The organism is Teichococcus rhizosphaerae, from assembly GCF_002631185.1.
Taxonomy (GTDB): domain Bacteria; phylum Pseudomonadota; class Alphaproteobacteria; order Acetobacterales; family Acetobacteraceae; genus Pseudoroseomonas; species Pseudoroseomonas rhizosphaerae.
The window spans coordinates 13586-30901 of sequence record NZ_PDNU01000008.1 but is presented as its reverse complement, the minus strand read 5'-3'; the positions used below and the strand labels follow the sequence as shown (position 1 = coordinate 30901).

Annotated in this window: 13 protein-coding genes; 5 read left to right on the top strand and 8 right to left on the bottom strand. The window is 71.6% G+C overall.

Features of this window, described 5'->3' with window-relative positions:
• The first annotated feature begins 2 nt into the window (after positions 1–2).
• Positions 3–1394, top strand: a complete 1392-nt coding sequence (locus tag CR162_RS06855; protein ID WP_245870177.1) for a TolC family outer membrane protein — start codon at positions 3–5, stop codon at positions 1392–1394.
• Positions 1395–1416: 22 nt separating this feature from the next.
• Here CR162_RS06855 and CR162_RS06850 read toward each other — a convergent pair whose 3' ends face one another.
• Positions 1417–2919: an acetyl-CoA hydrolase/transferase C-terminal domain-containing protein gene (locus tag CR162_RS06850; RefSeq protein WP_099094800.1), complete on the bottom strand. Its 1503-nt coding sequence runs from the start codon at positions 2917–2919 to the stop codon at positions 1417–1419.
• A gap of 119 nt (positions 2920–3038) precedes the next feature.
• Between CR162_RS06850 and CR162_RS06845 the strand changes: the two genes are divergently transcribed.
• Positions 3039–3938, top strand: a complete 900-nt coding sequence (locus CR162_RS06845; protein ID WP_099094799.1) for a LysR family transcriptional regulator — start codon at positions 3039–3041, stop codon at positions 3936–3938.
• Between the two features lie 7 nt (positions 3939–3945).
• Here the strand turns inward: CR162_RS06845 and CR162_RS06840 are convergent, their stop codons facing one another.
• On the bottom strand, positions 3946–5061 hold the full coding sequence (locus CR162_RS06840) for an NAD(P)/FAD-dependent oxidoreductase (protein ID WP_099094798.1): 1116 nt from the start codon (positions 5059–5061) through the stop codon (positions 3946–3948).
• 182 nt (positions 5062–5243) lie between these two features.
• Between CR162_RS06840 and CR162_RS06835 the strand changes: the two genes are divergently transcribed.
• Positions 5244–7061, top strand: a complete 1818-nt coding sequence (locus CR162_RS06835; protein ID WP_099094953.1) for an ABC-F family ATP-binding cassette domain-containing protein — start codon at positions 5244–5246, stop codon at positions 7059–7061.
• 38 nt (positions 7062–7099) lie between these two features.
• Here CR162_RS06835 and CR162_RS06830 read toward each other — a convergent pair whose 3' ends face one another.
• Entirely contained in the window at positions 7100–8632 is a 1533-nt protein-coding gene (locus tag CR162_RS06830; protein WP_099094797.1) for a sensor histidine kinase, read from the bottom strand.
• Positions 8633–8873: 241 nt separating this feature from the next.
• On the opposite strand from CR162_RS06830, the gene greB reads away from it, so the two are divergent.
• A complete protein-coding gene (greB, locus tag CR162_RS06825; protein WP_099094796.1) occupies positions 8874–9407 on the top strand; it encodes a transcription elongation factor GreB in 534 nt (177 codons plus the stop codon).
• Positions 9408–9533: 126 nt separating this feature from the next.
• Positions 9534–10460: a DMT family transporter gene (locus CR162_RS06815; protein WP_099094794.1), complete on the top strand. Its 927-nt coding sequence runs from the start codon at positions 9534–9536 to the stop codon at positions 10458–10460.
• 42 nt (positions 10461–10502) lie between these two features.
• On the opposite strand, the gene CR162_RS06810 is transcribed toward CR162_RS06815, so the two are convergent.
• The 5 genes from CR162_RS06810 to CR162_RS06790 all read right to left on the bottom strand — a co-directional run bounded on the left by CR162_RS06810 (position 10503) and on the right by CR162_RS06790 (position 16952).
• Positions 10503–11774 (bottom strand): M20/M25/M40 family metallo-hydrolase, encoded by a 1272-nt coding sequence (locus tag CR162_RS06810; RefSeq protein ID WP_099094952.1) that lies wholly within the window; start codon positions 11772–11774, stop codon positions 10503–10505.
• Positions 11775–11881: 107 nt separating this feature from the next.
• Complete coding sequence (locus tag CR162_RS06805) at positions 11882–12703, bottom strand: aspartate dehydrogenase (RefSeq protein ID WP_099094793.1); 822 nt, start codon at positions 12701–12703, stop codon at positions 11882–11884.
• Positions 12704–13124: 421 nt separating this feature from the next.
• Positions 13125–15491, bottom strand: a complete 2367-nt coding sequence (gene clpA / locus CR162_RS06800; protein ID WP_099094792.1) for an ATP-dependent Clp protease ATP-binding subunit ClpA — start codon at positions 15489–15491, stop codon at positions 13125–13127.
• A gap of 166 nt (positions 15492–15657) precedes the next feature.
• The gene (clpS, locus tag CR162_RS06795) at positions 15658–16014 is read right to left on the bottom strand and encodes an ATP-dependent Clp protease adapter ClpS (protein ID WP_099094791.1); all 357 of its coding nucleotides are present in this window, start codon (positions 16012–16014) and stop codon (positions 15658–15660) included.
• Between the two features lie 341 nt (positions 16015–16355).
• Positions 16356–16952 (bottom strand): phasin family protein, encoded by a 597-nt coding sequence (locus CR162_RS06790; protein ID WP_099094790.1) that lies wholly within the window; start codon positions 16950–16952, stop codon positions 16356–16358.
• Positions 16953–17316: the final 364 nt, after the last annotated feature.

Sequence of the window (17316 nt, the reverse complement as noted above, 5' to 3'; positions counted from 1 at the left end):
CGGTGCTGCGTCCGGTTGTGGCTGGTGTGGTGGTGTTGCTGCCGCTGCTGGGTTCTGGGGTGGCTGTGGCGCAGACGCTGCAGGAGGCGCTGAGCCAGGCCTATGCGAACAACCCGGTGCTGCAGACGCAGCGGGCGCAGCTGCGGGTGGTGGACGAGAACGTGCCGCAGGCGCTGGCGGGGTGGCGGCCGAGCGTGGTGGTGGCGGGCAATGCCGGCTATGTGGACGGGCAGGTGCGGCAGCGCGTGACGGATGCGTTCGGCACCACGCGGGGCATCTACAACGACGTGAACCGGCAGACGGCGGGGGTGCAGGCCACCGTGACGCAGCCGCTCTACAATGGCGGGCGGACGGTGTCGCAGACCCGGCGGGCGGAGAACCAGGTGCTGGCGCAGCGGGCGCGGCTGCTGGCGGCGGAGCAGCAGGTGCTGGCGGATGTGGTCTCGGCCTATGTGGCGGTGATCCGCGACCAGGAGACGCTGCGGCTGAACGTCAACAACGTGCAGGTGCTGCAGCGGCAGCTGGACGCGACCAATGAGCGCTTCCGGGTGGGCGAGATCACCCGCACCGACGTGGCGCAGGCGGAGAGCCGGCTGGCCGGCGCGCGCTCGGCGCGGGCCAATGCCGAGGGCACGCTGCAGACCAGCCGGGCGACCTTCCGCCGCGTGGTGGGCCTCTCGCCCGAGCGGCTGGTGGCGCCGCAGCCGCTTGGCGTGCCGGTGCGGGCGGAGGCCGAGGCGCGGGAGGTTGCGATGCGCAACAACCCGGCCGTGGTGGCGGCGCTGTTCGACGAGGCGGCGGCGCGGGACGCGGTGGACGTGCAGATGTCGGCGCTGCTGCCGACGGTGAGCGTGCAGGCGCAGGCCTTCCGCTCGGACAACCAGCAGCAGCCGGGCACGCGCGGCACCGGCCAGCAGATCACCGCCAACCTGTCGGTGCCGCTCTACCAGGGCGGGGCCGAGCACGCGGCGGTGCGGCAGGCGCGGCAGGATGCGGTGCGGCTGCGGCAGGTGGTGGACGACCAGCGCCGCCAGGCGATGCAGCAGGCGACGCAGGCCTGGGAGGGGCTGCAATCGGCCCGCGCCCAGGTGGAGAGCGTGCGGGCGCAGATCCGCGCCGCCGAGATCGCGCTCGACGGCGTGCAGCGCGAGGCGGTGGTGGGCAGCCGCACCACGCTCGACGTGCTGAACGCCGAGCAGGAGCTGCTCAACGCCCGCGTCACCCTGGTGCAGGCGCTCTCCGACGTGGTCACCGCCAGCTACAACCTCGCCGGCTCGGTGGGCCGCCTCACCGCCCGCGACCTCGCCCTCCCCGTCGCCCAGTACGACATGGAGGCCTACTACAACACCGTCCGCTCCCGCTGGTTCGGCACGGGGGACTATTCGGGGCGGTGAGCCGCCCTGGCGGCGTGGCGGCTCAGCCCGCCCGCCGCCGCGCCGCGGGCAGCATGCTGCCCGTCTGCTGCGCCCGCAGGTGCCAGGAGAGCGCCTCCTCCAGGAGGTGCGGCGCATGCCCGCCGCGCCTGCAGGCGGCGCGGAAATAGTCCCGCCCCAGCGGCCGGAAGTCCGGATGCATGCACTGGCCGATGATGCGCTCCGCGCGCTCGCGCGGGGCGAGGCCGCGCAGGTCGGCCAGGCCCTGCTCCGTCACCACCACGTCCACGTCCTGCGCGCCATGGTCCACATGGCTGGCCATCGGCACGATGCGCGAGAGCGCGCCGCCCTTCGCCACGGAAGGCGTGACGAACACCGACAGCCTGGCGTTGCGCGCGAAGTCGCCCGAGCCGCCAATGCCGTTCAGCATGTCCGAGCCGTTCACATGGGTGGAGTTGACATTGCCGTAGATGTCCACCTCCAGCGCCGTGTTGAGCGCGATGACGCCGAGCCGCCGCAGCACCTCCGGCGAATTGGTGATCTCCTGCGGGCGCAGCACCAGCCGGTCCCTGTAGCGGGCGAAGTCGCGCAGCGCGTCCTGCCGCTGGCCGAGGGTGATGGAGGAGCCGGAGGCGAAGACCAGGCGCCCGGCGTCGATCAGGTCGAAGGTGCTGTCCTGCAGCACCTCGCTGTACATGGTGATCCGGCTGAAGGGGCCGTTGGCGAAGCCGCCCAGCACCGCATTGGCCACGCTGCCGATGCCCGCCTGGAGGGGAGCGAGGGAACTGGTCAGCCGGCCCTGCCGCACCTCCCGCGCCAGGAATTCCAGCAGGTGGCCGGCGATGGCGGCCTTGGTCGCGTCCACTGGCTCCGCCTTGGCCGGGCTGTCCTCCGCCTCGGTGCGGACGACGCCCAGGATGTTGCGCGGGTCCAGCGGGAGGTAGGGAAGGCCCACCCGGTCCGCCGGCTCCAGGATGCCGAGCGGCAGGCGCTTGCCCCAGGCGGCGGGGGTGGCGATGTCGTGCACCCCCTCCAGCGCCGCCGGCTGCGCCGCGTTCAGCTCGACGATGACCTGTGGGCCGTGCTCCAGGAAGGCGGCCGAGTTGCCGACGGAGGTGGTCGGCACGATGCCCTGCCCATGCACCGCGACCGCCTCGATCACCACCACGTCCGGGCGCGGCAGGTGGCCCGCGCGCAGCAGGTCGGCCGTCTCCGACAGGTGGTGGTCGAGATACAGCACCTCGCCGGCATTGATGGCGCGGCGCAGGCGGGGATCGACCTGGAAGGGGTAGCGGCGGGCCAGCGCGCCGGCCTCGGCCAGCGCGCCATCCGTGCCGTGGCCGAGCGAGGCGCCGGTGGCGAGGGTCAGGCCAAGCCCCGCCGCATCGGCGCGGCGGGCGAGGGCGGCGGGCACCGCCTTGGCATCGCCCGCGCGGGTGAAGCCGCTGAGGCCCACCACCGAGCCGGGGCGGATCAGGCTCGCCGCCTCCTCGGCGCTCATCAGGCGGCTGGCAAGGGCGTCGTGGCGCAGGCTCTCGGAAAGCATGGGGGTGCCGTGTCGTCCGGGGTTCTTCTTGAAAGGTCCAGGCTAGGACCTCGCGGGATGATGAGGCATTGACCGGGGATGGGAAGCCGCTTCCCAAACTCCGCAAGGGCAGAAAAGGCATGGACCGCTTCGAGGCGATGGCCCTGTTCGTCACCGTGGCCGAGTGCGGCAGCTTCTCCGCCGCCGGGCGGCGGCTGGGCCTGCCGGTCTCCAGCCTGTCGCGCAAGGTGGCGTCGCTGGAGGCGAGGCTCGGCACGCGGCTGCTGGAGCGGCACGGGCAGGGGGTGCGGCTCACCGAGAAGGGGCGGGCCTGGCACCAGCATTGCCGCCGCATCCTGGCCGAGATGGAGGCGGCCGAGGCGGCGCTGGGCGATGACGCCGCCGTGGTCTCCGGCACGCTGCGGGTGACGGCGCCGGTCAATCTCGGCCAGCGCTTCGTGGTGCCGCTGCTCGCCGGCTTCACCGCGGCGCACCCGCAGGTGCGGGTCGAGCTTTCCCTGAACGACCGGCTGGTGGACCTGGTGGAGGAGGGGTTCGACCTCGCCATCCGCAGCGGCGCGCTGGCCGATTCCAGCCTGGTCGCGCGGCGGCTCGGCGCCTTCCGCCGCATCCTCTGCTGCGCCCCCGCCTATCGCGAGCGGCACGGCCCGATCGACACGCCCGCCGCGCTGGCGGAGGCGGAGGCGCTGGTCTTCACCCGGCTCGCCCATCCGCACCACTGGCGCCTGCTGGACGGGAATGGCGCCGAGCACCGCGTGCCGGTCCGCAGCCGCTTCCGGTCCGACAACGCGGACGCGCTGCACAGGGCGGCGCTGGCCGGTCAGGGGGTGATCCTGACCCCTGTCTGGCAGGTGGCGGAGGATCTGGCGCGGGGGCGGCTGGTGCGCGTTCTGCCGCAGCTGGCGAGCGCGCCGGTGCCGGTGCACGCGCTGTTCCCGGATGCGCGGCTGCTTTCCGGCAAGGTGCGGGCGCTGGTGGAGGCGGCGGTGGCCGCCGCCCCCGGGGTGCTGCCCGGCTGAGGGAGGCTCAGGCCGGCTCCAGCACCAGCATCTCGCCCACCATGGCGCCGATGGCCAGAGAGGCGGTCAGCCCCGGGCTCTCGATGCCGAACAGGTTCACCAGCCCCGGCTGGCCGTGCACCTCCGGCCCCTGCACCACGAAGTCCTGCGCCGCCTGGCCGGGCGGCACGATCTTGGGGCGGATGCCGGAATAGCCCGGCTGCAGCGCGCCTTCCGGGAGGCCGGGCCAGTAGCGGCGGATGGCGGCGTAGAAGCTGTCGCCGCGGCGGGGGTCCACCTCGTATTCCACCTTCTCGACCCATTCCACATCCGGACCGAACCGGCACTGGCCGCCGAGGTCGATGGTCAGGTGCGTGCCGAGGCCGCCCGGCACCGGCACGGGGTAGATCAGCCGCGAGAAGGGCGAGCGGCCGGCGAGGGTGAAGTAGTTGCCCTTGGCGTAGTAGGCGGTGGGCACATGCCCGGCGGGCATCCCCTCCAGCGCGGCGGCCAGCCTCGGCGCATGGAGCCCGGCGGCGTTCACCAGCATCCGGCAGCGCAGCTCCATGGGCTCGGCGCCGCCGACGCGGATCTCGGCGCCGCCCTCCGGCAGCAGCCGCCCCCCCAGCACCGGGCTGTGGAACACGAACATGGCCCCCGCATTCTCGGCATCGCCCTGCAGCGCCAGCATGTAGGCGTGGCTGTCGATGATGCCGGTGGAGGGGGAGACGAGGGCCGCGGTGCAGGACAGCGCCGGCTCCATCTCCAGCGCCTCCTCCCGGCTGACCAGCCGCAGGTCCGGCACGCCATTGGCGGCGGCGCGCTCGCGGATGGAGGCGAGCTTGCCCGTCTCCTCCTCGTTGGTGGCCACGATCAGCTTGCCGCAGTTGCGGTGCGGCACGCCGCGCTCGGCGCAGTATTCGTAGAGCCGGTGCTTCCCCTCGACGCAGAGCCGCGCCATCAGGCTGCCCCTGGGGTAGTAGATGCCGGCGTGGATGACCTCGCTGTTGCGCGAGGACGTCTCGGTGCCGATGCCCTCGGCCGCCTCGAGAACCAGCACCTCGCGGCCGGCCAGGGCCAGGGCGCGCGCCACGGCCAGCCCCACCACGCCCGCGCCGACGACCACGCATTCGACCTGATCCAAGGTCACTTCCTCCGGGGAAAAACAAGCGGGCCTCGTTTCTACCGCGTCCCGAAGCCCCCGTCGCGCCCCGGTTGAGGTTCAGGCGGGGAGAAGCCGCTCAAAATTGCGATGGCGGCCCGCAAAGGCGGCCGGAGCGCGGAGGGTGCTTGACGCGCGGCCCCGCCCGCTCCACGCAGCCGGCCATGGCCGCTCCTCCGCTTCTGCTCCTCCAGGACATCCGCCTCGGCTTCGGCACCACCCCGCTGCTGTCGGGCGCCACGCTGTCCGTCTCGCCCGGCGAGCGCCTGGCGCTGATCGGCCGCAACGGCTCGGGCAAGTCCACCCTGCTGAAGATCGCGGCCGGGCTGGCCCAGCCGGATGGCGGCAGCCGCTTCGTCCAGCCCGGCGCCACGCTGCGCTACCTGGAGCAGGAGCCGGACCTCGGCGCCTTTCCCAACGTGCTGGCCTATGTCGAGGCGGGGCTGACGGCGGGCGACGACCCCTACCGTGCCCACTACCTGCTGGAGCAGCTGGGCCTCACTGGCGAGGAGAAGCCCGCCAACCTCTCGGGCGGCGAGGCGCGCCGCGCGGCGCTGGCCCGGGCGCTCGCGCCGTCCCCCGACATCCTGCTGCTGGACGAGCCGACCAACCACCTGGACCTGCCGGCCATCGAGTGGCTGGAGCAGGAGATCGGCGGCATGCGCTCGGCGCTGGTGCTGATCAGCCATGACCGCCGCTTCCTGGAGACGATGACGCGCGAGATGGTCTGGCTCGACCGCGGCACCACGCGCCGCCTCGGCCGCGGCTTCGCGCATTTCGAGGAATGGCGCGACGAGGTGCTGGAGCAGGAGGAGCGCGAGGCCCACAAGCTGGACCGCCAGATCGTCCGCGAGGAGGACTGGATGCGCTACGGCGTCACCGCGCGCCGCAAGCGCAACGTGCGCCGGGTGGAGGAGCTGGCGGCGCTGCGCCAGCAGCGGCGGGAGCGCCGCGCGGCGCAGGGCGGGGTGAGGATGGCGGTGGCCGAGGGCGAGGCCTCCGGCACGCTGGTGGTGGCGGCCGACGCCATCAGCAAGGGCTTCGGCGAGCGGGTGGTGGTGCGCGACTTCTCGACCCGCATCATCCGTGGCGACCGGGTCGGCATCGTCGGACCGAACGGGGCGGGGAAGACCACGCTGCTGTCCATGCTGACCGGCGTGCTCGCCCCCGATTCGGGCGAGGTGAAGCTCGGCACCAACCTGCAGATGGTGACGCTGGACCAGCGCCGCGCCGCCCTCGACCCCACCAGCACGGTGGCCGAGACGCTGACCGGCAAGCGCGGCGACCAAGTGTGGGTGAACGGCCAGCCGCGCCATGTCATCGGCTACATGAAGGACTTCCTGTTCCTGCCCGAGCAGGCGCGCACGCCCGTCTCGGCGCTGTCGGGCGGCGAGCGGGGGCGGCTGCTGCTGGCCCGCGCCTTTGCCACGCCCTCCAATCTGCTGGTGCTGGACGAGCCGACCAACGACCTCGACCTCGAAACGCTCGACCTGCTGCAGGAGCAGATCGCCGAGTATTCCGGCACGGTCATCGTCGTCAGCCATGACCGCGACTTCCTCGACCGCGTCGCCACCAACGTGATCGCCTGGGAAGGGGAGGGGCGCTGGCAGGACTATGCCGGCGGCTACTCGGACATGGTGGCGCAGCGCGGCCATGGCGTGCGCGCCCGCGCCGAGGCCCTGGCCAAGCCCGCCGGCGCGGCGGCCAAGCCGGCGGCGGCCCCCGCCGCGCCGCCGGCCGGAAGGAAGAAGCTCTCCTTCAAGGAGCAGCACGAGCTGGAAACGCTGCCCGCGCGGATGCGCAAGCTGGAGGCCGAGGCCGCCAAGCTGCGCGAGATCCTGGCCGATGCCGGGCTCTACGCGCGCGACCGCGCCCGCTTCGACAAGGCCACCGAGCTGCTGGCCCGCGCCGAGGCGGGGCTGGCGGAGGCGGAGGAGCGCTGGCTGGAGCTGGAGATGCTGCGCGAGGAGCTGGGCGGCTGAGCCGCCCGGCGGCGTCTCTCCTCAGGCGGCGTCTCTCCTCAGGCGGCGCCCTTCTGCAGGGTGAAGGTGGTGGGCTGGGTGATGCCGGCCCGGAAGCTGACATCGTATTGCAGCCCCGTGGGCTCGAAGCGGAGCTGCGCCTGCGCGCCGGGCCCGAGGTCGTGCGCCAGGCCCCGCTCCAGGAAGCGCAGCCCGAAGCCGCGCTGGGGCGACGCCTCCGTCAGCCAGGCCTTGCTGGTCTCGTGCCAGGCAAGATGGATCATGCCGTTGGGTGCCATGCGCCAGGTGAGGCTGACACGCCCGTCATGCGCCAGGGCGCCGTGGCGGCTGGCATTGCTGGCCAGCTCGGAAATGGCGATGACCATGGCCTGCGCCTGGGCCGGGCGCACCACAACCCCGGACGGGCCGTGCATCGCGAGTTGCCCGGTGGCCAGCCACACCGCCTTCCAGGGCGCCAGCGCCGCCTCGATCGCGCCGTCGAGCGTGGCCTTTGACCAGCCGACGGAGGCCAGCAGCTCGTGCGAGCGGGACAGGGCGCCCAGCCGCGCGCTGAAATCGGCGGCGAAGCGGTTGGGGTCCTGCCCTGCGCCGCGCATGGTCTGGGCCGCCAGGGACTGCACGGTGGAGAGGGTGTTCTTGACCCGGTGGTTCAGCTCGTTGACCAGCTCGTCCCGCCAGCTCTCGACCGCCACCTTGTCGCTGACATCCATCAGCACCAGCGAAAGGCGCGCCTGCGTCCCGCCGCCCTGCACGGGCTCGGCGGCGATGAAGTAGTGCTGGCTGCGCCCGCCCGCATCCTCCGCATGCACCTCCTGCCCCGGCAGCCCCTCGCCGCGCGCCATGGCGCCGCGCAGCATCGGCAGCAGCAGGCCGCCCAGGACCGGCATGGCCTCCGTCAGGTGCCGCCCGGCCACCGCCGCCTCCGGCTGTTCCGCCAGGGCCGCGAAGCTCGGATTGACCTGGCGGAGGCGGCATTCGCCGTCCAGCAGCGCCAGGCCCACGGGGCTCGCATCGCAGACGGCCCGCAGCTCGGCCGCGCGGTGCTGCGCGCCATCCGCCTGCTGGTGTTCCCGCCGCCGCGTGGAGAGCAGGGCCGAGAGCAGCAGGAGCGCGCCCGCCCCTATGCCGGCCAGGCTCAGCACGAGGCTGACATGCTCCTGCTGCCGCTCATCGGCGCGCAGGCGGCGGATCTCCTTCTGGATGGCCTGTTGCAGCGCCAGCCCCGCCATCTCGGCCTGCGCCGGCTCTCCGGGCTGCGGCGGCTGCGCCGCGGCCGCGGCAAGCTCGGCCTGGGCGGCTTCCAGCGCCGGCTCCGCCGCCGCGAGGCGCGCCAGGGAGGCCAGGGCCGCCGCCGGGACGCTGCCATCCTGCCGCCCCTTCAGCAGGGCCAGCAGGCGCTCCGTGTCCTGCAGGCCGGCTTCCAGGCCCTGCAGGCGCTGCTCGTTCCGCCCGTTCTGGTACAGCATCTGGTGGGCGGTGATGGCCATCCCGGTCAGCAGCATGCCGAGCGCCAGCCCCAGCACCGGCCAGAAATAGCCCGGCCTGCCTGGAGGCTCCGTGTTGGCGGTCATGGGCGGGGCCGTGCTGCTGGGCGGTGATGGGTATGCGGGAGAACACCCGGCGTGAACCCGTTTCTGGCGCGTACTGGCATGGATTCGCCGACTGTTGGCACGATCATAGGATGAATATCGCAGAGTGATGCGCCATTTCGCCAGTGAGCCAAGAGGTCCTGGTCGCTTCTTTGGCAAGATGTTGCACCGGCGCACAACCTTGAGCTAACCCGCCCTCCCGCAGCAGCAATCGGGAGCCGCCATGGAGGAGGACGACGAGGAGGAAGCGCCGCCCGGCCTGCCCGCCGGCACGCCCTTCTACATGACGCCCTCCGGCCATGCCGGCCTCCAGGCCGAACTGCGCGCCCTGTGGAACGAGGAGCGGCCGCGGGTGGTCGAGATCGTCTCCTGGGCCGCCAGTCTCGGGGACCGCAGCGAGAACGCCGACTACCAGTACGGCAAGCGCCGCCTGCGCGAGATCGACCGGCGGGTGCGCTTCCTGCGCAAGCGGCTGGAGCGGGTGCAGGTGGTGGACCCCGCCAGCCAGCCCCGGCGCGACCAGGTGTTCTTCGGCGCCACCGTCACCTATGCGCGGGAGGACGATTCGGAGGTCACCGTCACCATCGTGGGGGTGGACGAGACGGATCTGGAGCGGGGGCGCATCTCCTGGGTCTCGCCGGTCGCCCGCGCGCTGCTGAAGGCGCGGGTGGGGGATCTGGTGCGGCTGCGCACGCCGGCGGGGGTGGAGGAGCTGGAGGTGGTGGCCATCCGCTACCCGGAGCCTGGCGCGGCCTGAGGGCGGTTGCCGGCGGGGGCTTTGTGCCGGGGGACGGACATATCCCCCTGGCGGCCCGCCGCGCGCGGCGCCATGCTGCGGTGCCGGGCCCGCCCGCCCGCGCAGAAGAACCGGAAACGCTCCGCCATGTCGCAGCACGTCGCCCGCCCGCCCGCCACGCCGGGGTTCCGGCCGCGTATCGGGGCGGCCTGGGGGCGGCTCTCGCCCGTCCTGCGCGGCATGGTGTGGATGGGGCTTTCCGGCCTGCTGTTCAGCCTGCTCAACGCCATCATGAGCGGCATGACGCGGGAGATGCACTCCTTCCAGGCCCAGTTCCTGCGCTATGCCTTCGGCTTCGCGGTGATGCTGCCGCTGCTGTGGCGGGAAGGGCTGCGGGCCTATGCGCCGAACGGCATGGCCGGCCAGCTCTGGCGCGGCGTGGTGCACACGGCGGGGCTGCTGCTGTGGTTCCTGGCCCTGCCGCACATCCCGCTGGCCGACGTGACGGCGCTGGGCTTCACCGGTCCCATCTTCATCATGATCGGCGCCGTGCTGTTCCTGAAGGAGAAGGTGGTGCTGGCGCGCTGGGTGGCGGCGCTGGTGGGGCTGGTGGGGGTGGGCATCGTGCTCGGCCCGAAGCTCTCGGGCGGCGGCGGGCTCTGGACGCTGGTGATGCTCTCCTCCTCGCCGCTTTTCGCCGCCTCCTTCCTGATCACCAAGGCGCTGACGCGGCGGGACCGGCCGGAGGTCATCGTCATGTGGCAGGCCATCACCATCTCGCTCTTCACGCTGCCCTTCGCCCTGGCCTACTGGCAGGCGCCGACGCTGGTGCAGCTCGGCTGGTTCGTGATGGCGGGGCTGCTCGGCACGCTCGGCCACTGGTGCCTGACGGAAGCCTTCCGCCTGGCGGATGTCTCGGCCACCCAGCCGATCAAGTTCCTCGACCTCGCCTGGGCGGCGCTGCTGGGCTTCCTGCTGTTCGGCGATATCCCCGGCTGGGCGACGCTGGCCGGCGCGCTGGTGATCTTCGGCTCGGCGAGCTGGATGGCCCGGCACGAGGCCCGCAGGCCCTGACGCCCGGGCGGGGAGGGGGAGGCCCTTTCCCCGCGCCCGGCCTCAGTTGCTGGCGATGCCCGCCAGGGTGAGGATGGTGCCCAGCGCCGTCGCCACCCCCTTGACGCTGGCGCCCCGCTCCACGTCGATCCACTCCTCCAGCGAGTGCTCCCGCCCGCCGCTGCCGCCCGTGCCGAGAGTGACGGCCGGGATGCCGAGGCTGATCGGGATGTTGCTGTCGGTGGAGGAGGCCTCGTGCTTCAGGACATAGCCCTGGGCCGAGATCATGGCGGCGGCGACGCCGGCGATGCGGCTGTCCCGTGGCGTGGTGCCTGCCGGGCGGTCGCCGATCTGCTTCACCTCGACGCGGATCCCGCCGCGCGCCGTGTCGCGCGCCGCGTTCTCGTCCGCCGCCGCCTGCGGCGGGATGTCGAGGAACCGCGCCTCCAGCTCCCCCAGCGCCTCGGCCGAGGCGGAGCGGAGATCGACCTCCATCCACATCTCCTCGGGAATGGCGTTGATCGAGGTGCCGCCGCCGATGCGGCCGATGGAGAAGGTGGTCTTGGGATGGGGCGGCACGCGGATGCGGCCGAGGTCGTCCGCCGCGCGCGCCAGGGCGAAGGCCGGGTTCACCAGCCCGAAGGCGCCGAAGGAATGCCCGCCAGGGCCGCGGAAGGTGATGCGGTAGCGCTTGCTGCCGACCGCGCCATGCACCAGCCGCGCCGGGTCGATCCCGTCCATGGCGATGAAGCCGGCCACCTGGTGCCGCCAGCGGTTGGCGCGGAAGAAGTGCTTCACCCCGCGCAGGTCGCCCGCGCCTTCCTCGCCCACCGAGGCCAGCAGCAGCAGCCCGGCGCGGGTGCGGATTCCGGCCGCGTCCAGCGCCCGCGCCATGGCCAGCAGCACGGCCAGGCCGCGCGTGTCGTCGCCGACGCCGGGGGCGCGCAGGATGGTGCCCTCGCGCCGCACCGTCACATCCGTGCCGGCGGGGAAGACGGTGTCGAGATGCGAGCAGAGCACGATGACGCCCGCCGCCGCGTCGGTGCCCGGGCGCAGGGCGGTGACATTGCCCTCCGCGTCGGTCTCCACCTGCTCCAGCCCCTGCTCGCGCAGCAGCCCGGCATAGGCGGCGGCGCGCGCCGCCTCGCCGAAGGGCGGCGAGGGGATCTGGGTCAGGGCGATGAGCTGCTCCACGAAGCGGTCATGGTCCGCCTCCAGCGCGCCGACGAGGCGGGCGAAGGCGGGGCTGGCCAGCAGGTCCCGCGCCTCGCCCCCGGGGTCGGCGCCGCCGGTGGCGGAAAGCAGGGCGCGCAGGGCGGGGGCGTCGTCTGGCATGGCGGGGGCCTCGGCGGGCAGAAGCATGAAGGGGGCGGAACTTCCGCCCCGCAGCGGGCCGGGTCAAGGGGGAGCGGCCCGCGCTCCCCGCCAGGGCGCGCGCGGGATCAGGTGCCGACGCGCAGCGGCGCGGACAGCTTGCGCAGGCAGGCGATGACCGAAAGCGCGGTGATCCTTCCCGTCTTGGGGTTCTCGCTCGGGATGTTCTCGATGGTCATGGAGAAGCTGGCCGAATCCGCCTCCACCTCGATGCGGTGGGTGTTGCGGGTCAGCGCCGGATCGGCCCAGATCTCGAGCGAGGTGCGGTCCGGCCCGATGCCGGCGAGCGACAGGGCCACGGCCACGTTGAGGTTGGCCGGGAAGCCGACCGCCGCCTCGCGCGGGGTGCCCTGGAAGATGCGCAGCGGCTCGCGGATGTCCTCGATGCGGATGTCGTGCTCGGCCAGGTAGGGCGCGCCCACCAGCCCGCGCACCGGCTTGCGGGTGATCATGCGCACCGCGTGGATCTCGCCCTCGGCGGCGGCCGAGACGGCGTCGAGCCCGAGCACCGCGCCGGTCGGCACGATGATCTGCCCGCCATGCCGCCGCGCCGCCTCGATCAGGTCCTCATGCGAGAGCAGGGCGCCGGCGCTCAGCACTACGGCTTTCTTGCCGGCCTCGACAAAGGGGCGGACGATCTGCGGCAGCAGCGCGGCGGGCGCGCATTCCACCACCAGATCGGCCAGCGGCGGCAGCTCGGCGATGTCGAGCGCCGGCACGGGCTGGCGCAGCGTGGCCAGCATCCGCCCCGCCTTCGCCTTGTCCCGCGCCGCGACGGCGACCAGCTCGCAGCCCGGAATGCCGGCATCCAGCGCCTCGGCGACACGCTGGCCCACGGCACCCAGCCCGGCGATGGCGACCCGCAGGGGACGGGGGCGCGCCTGTGACATGACATTCATCCTGTTCTACCTCTCGATGCCGAGCTGGGCGCCAGACCGGGAAAGAGGAGGCGAATCCTCCGCCCCGGCCATGGGCGCGTGTGCCGGAATCATGCACGGCCTGGCTCAGCCTTCCACCCCCTGGGGTGGAGCGGCCCGCGCGCGGGGCAGGCCCCGCAGAACCGGACCCCAGGCGGCCGCCGGGAGCCGCCGCCTGGGTCGCCAGGGCCCGCGAGGGAAGCGGGACCCGGAAAATTACGCCGCCATTGGGGGGGTGTGGCGTAATTTTCGGTAAGTTAACGGTTTGCAAGGCAATTGCCAAGCCCGGGCATGAGGCATGTGAAGGACCGCTCGCGCGGATGCGGGGGGCGGACGGAAAAACGGCCCGGTGGCATCGCCACCGGGCCGCTCCGCTTGTGCGCCGCTTCAGCTCTCAGCCGGCCGCCTCGGGGGCGTGCTCGTTCTCCCCGTCGCCATCCGGCCGGCCGTCATCCGGCTTGGGCAGGGCGGGCAGGGGCGCCTCGATGAACTCGAAGGTGAGGCTGTCATCCTTCTTGCCCACCTTGACCGCGCCACCCTTGGCCAGCTTGCCGAAGAGCAGCTCCTCGGCCAGCGGCTTCTTGATGTATTCCTGGATGACGCGGGCCAGCGGCCGGGCGCCGTACAGGCGGTCGTAGCCCTTCTCGGCCAGCCACTCCTTGGCGGCGGAGGACAGCTCGATGGTGACGTTGCGGTCCGCGAGCTGGGCCTCCAGCTGCATCACGAACTTCTCCACCACGCTGCCGACGATCTCAGGCGTCAGGTTGCCGAAGGGCACCACCGCATCCAGGCGGTTGCGGAACTCGGGCGTGAACAGGCGCTTCACCGCCTCCTCATCCTCGCCCTTCCGCTCCTCGCGGCCGAAGCCGATGCCGGCCCGGGCCATGTCGGCCGCGCCCGCATTGGTCGTCATGATCAGGATGACGTTGCGGAAATCGACCGTCTTGCCGTTGTGGTCGGTCAGCTTCCCGTGGTCCATCACCTGCAGCAGGATGTTGTAGAGGTCCTGGTGCGCCTTCTCGATCTCATCGAGCAGCAGCACGGCATGGGGGTGCTGGTCGATGCTGTCGGTCAGCAGCCCGCCCTGGTCGAAGCCGACATAGCCCGGCGGCGCGCCGATCAGCCGGCTGATGCTGTGCCGCTCCATGTATTCCGACATGTCGAAGCGGATCAGCTCGATGCCGAGCGTCTTGGCGAGCTGCTTGGCGACCTCGGTCTTGCCGACGCCGGTGGGACCGGAGAACAGGTAGTTGCCGATCGGCTTCTCTGGGTCGCGCAGCCCGGCGCGGGACAGCTTGATGGCGGCGGACAGGGCCTCGATCGCCTGGTCCTGGCCGAACACCATGGCCTTCAGGTCGCGCTCCAGGTTGCGCAGTGTCTCCTTGTCGTCCGACGACACGCTCTTGGGCGGGATGCGGGCGATCTTGGCGACGATGTCCTCCACGTCCTTGAGCGTCACGGTCTTCTTCCGCTTCCCCTCGGGCTGCAGCATGCGCGAGGCGCCGACCTCGTCGATGACGTCGATCGCCTTGTCCGGCAGCTTGCGGTCATGGATGTACTTGGCCGACAGCTCGACGGCGGCGCGGATCGCCTCCGGCGTGTACTTGACCTTGTGGTGCTTCTCGTAATTGACCTTGAGCCCGGTCAGGATCTTCACCGCGTCCTCGACCGTCGGCTCGTTGACGTCGATCTTCTGGAAGCGGCGGACCAGGGCGCGGTCCTTCTCGAAATAGGTGCGGTATTCCTTGTAGGTGGTGGAGCCGATGCAGCGCAGCGTGCCCTGGGCCAGCGCCGGCTTCAGCAGGTTGGAGGCGTCCATCGCCCCGCCCGAGGTGGCGCCGGCGCCGATCACGGTGTGGATCTCGTCGATGAACAGGATGGAGCCGGGCTGCTGCTCCAGCTCGTTCACCACGGCCTTCAGCCGCTCCTCGAAGTCGCCGCGGTAGCGGGTGCCGGCCAGCAGGCTGCCCATGTCGAGTGCGAAGATGGTGGACTTGGCGAGCACCTCCGGCACGTCGCCTTCGATGATGCGCTTGGCCAGCCCCTCGGCGATGGCGGTCTTGCCGACGCCCGGGTCGCCCACATAGAGCGGGTTGTTCTTGGTGCGGCGGCAGAGGATCTGGATGGTCCGCTCGATCTCGGAGTCGCGCCCGATGAGCGGGTCGATCTTGCCCTGCTGCGCCTTCTTGTTGAGGTTGACGCAGTAGTTGGAGAGCGCGTCCTGGCCACGCCGGCCCTGCGGCTTCTCCTCCTTCTCCGCGCCCTCCTCGCCACCCGGGGCGGCGCTGGGCGGCGCGCCCTGCACGGGGCGGCTGGTGCTGCGGCCGGGCGCCTTGGCAATGCCGTGGCTGATGAAGTTCACCGCGTCCAGCCGGGTCATGTCCTGCAGCTGCAGGAAGTAGACTGCATGGCTTTCCCGCTCGCTGAACAGGGCGACGAGCACGTTGGCGCCCGTCACCTCGTCCCGGCCGGAGGACTGCACATGGATGGCGGCGCGCTGCACGACGCGCTGGAAGCCGGCGGTGGGCTTCGGGTCGCCCGTGCGTTCGGTGACGAGACCGGCCAGATCCTTGTCCAGGAACTCGGCAAGGTCGCGCTTCAGCTTGTCCTGGTCGACACCGCAGGCGCGCAGCACGGTGGCGGCGTCGGTATCGTCGACCAGGGCAAGGAGCAGGTGTTCCAGCGTGGCGTATTCGTGGCGGCGCTCATTGGCGAGGGCCAGCGCACGGTGGAGCGTCTGCTCAAGGTTGCGGGACAGCATGCGGTGTGACGCTCCCCTTCCAGGAACGACACCGGTGGTGGGAGGCTCCGGTGCCGCAAGACAGGGCCTTTCAGCCCAGGATAGCCGTAATGTGGTCTCGCATCCCTATGACGGCGAGGGGTATTCTAAGTTTCTCCAGGTTACACAGAGATGATCACGCCCCGCATCACTCCTTTTCAATGGTACATTGCAGGGGATGCTGATTTTGCCGGGCGAGGTCCATCACCTGGGTCACCTTGGTCTCGGCCACCTCATAGGTATAGACGCCGCACACGCCCACGCCCCGGCGGTGGACATGCAGCATGATCCGCGTCGCCTCCTCGCGGTTCTTCTGGAAGAAGCGCTCCAGCACGTGGACCACGAATTCCATCGGCGTGTAGTCGTCATTCAGCATCAGTACTTTGTACATAGCGGGCTTGCGCGTGCGCGGGCGCGCCTTGACCACGACGCCGGTGTTGGTGCCGTCCTGGCCGCCGCCATTGTTGTCGCTGTCCTGATCCGGGCGCTTGTCCTGGTCCGTCATGTCACTGCCGCCGGCTTGCCGGTTGTCTGCTGCACCCAATGGGCTATCCGTCCGTAAGCGGGCGGAGGGGCCTGGAATCCGCCACTGGACCCCGCTCCTCGCGCCCATGATGGCCGAGAATATCGGAGCGCCGGGGCCAAGGTGAAGGGCCGACCATGCCGATGGCCGCGGAAAAGCGCCCTCTGCCCCTGGGGGAGCGCGGTGGCGCGGGCCGGATTCGGGTGCGGGGAGGGGGGCGCGGGAGGCGCGCCGGGCGCCGCGCTTCGCCCGTGCGGCCATGGCCGGGGCGAAGGGGCGGAAAGGGGGCCGGCGGCGCGGGAGGGCGCCGCCGGCATGGCTGTTCAGGCGAAGGTGGCGGGGCGGGTCATCCGCTCCATCGCCAGCGTCATGCGCGCGGCGATCGGGGCGGAGGCCTGCTCGGCCAGCTTGAAGGTCGCCTCGTTGAAGCGGGTCGCCTCGGCCACCGACTTCTCGAGCTGCGCCTTGGCGAAGCTGGTCTGCAGCTCGGCGGCTTCCTTCAGGCTCTTGGCCGAGGCCACGGCCTTGGCGTTCTGCAGGGCCTGCTCGTTGATCGCCTGCATCGCCGCGAAGGCCTGCTTGCTCAGATCCTGCAGGCCGCTGACATAGGCCTGGGTCGCCTTGGTGAAGGCCTCCATGTTGCCGCGGCCAAACTCCATGGCCTCCTCGGTCACCTTGTAGAAGCCCTCGGTCGAACGGGTCGCCTGATCCATCGTCTTCTCCATTGCCGTGCGGGGCTGCGCCGCGCTTTCCTCAGTCGTGTTCACCAGCACCTGCGCCGGCTCACTGTTCGGCGCCGGAACGCTGTCCGCCGCCTGCTCGGCCATGGCGGAGACGGTCTCCACCACGGCCTCGATCGCCTTGTCCTTGGGTGAGGCTGATCTGGCGTTCAGCTTCATCACCTTGGGCTCATTGGCCATTGATGCTCCTCCTCGGGCTCGCCGCGCCCCGTCCGGGCAGGGGAGGCGCTGGTTCCGGTGGGCCGCAAGACCCGTCCGAAACGAGGTCCAGCCTGGCAGCCGCGTTTGTTGCAGCGCAGCATGGCGACGATATGGCAATGAAACGGAGCGGCGTCCAGTAAAATTTTTGCGGTGCAGCAATCCCTGCGGATCAGGCTCGAGCCTCGCTTTTCCAGGGGCTTGGGCGCTCATCCGACGACGCTTAAACGAAAGGGGTTAAGCCCTTGTTGAAAGGGGATGTTCCGCATGAGTTCTCGATGACAGCCGCGCGCGCTCACGCCTAGTATGGCGTCTCCTCACTGGGGGGTGAGGTCATATCGGGGGA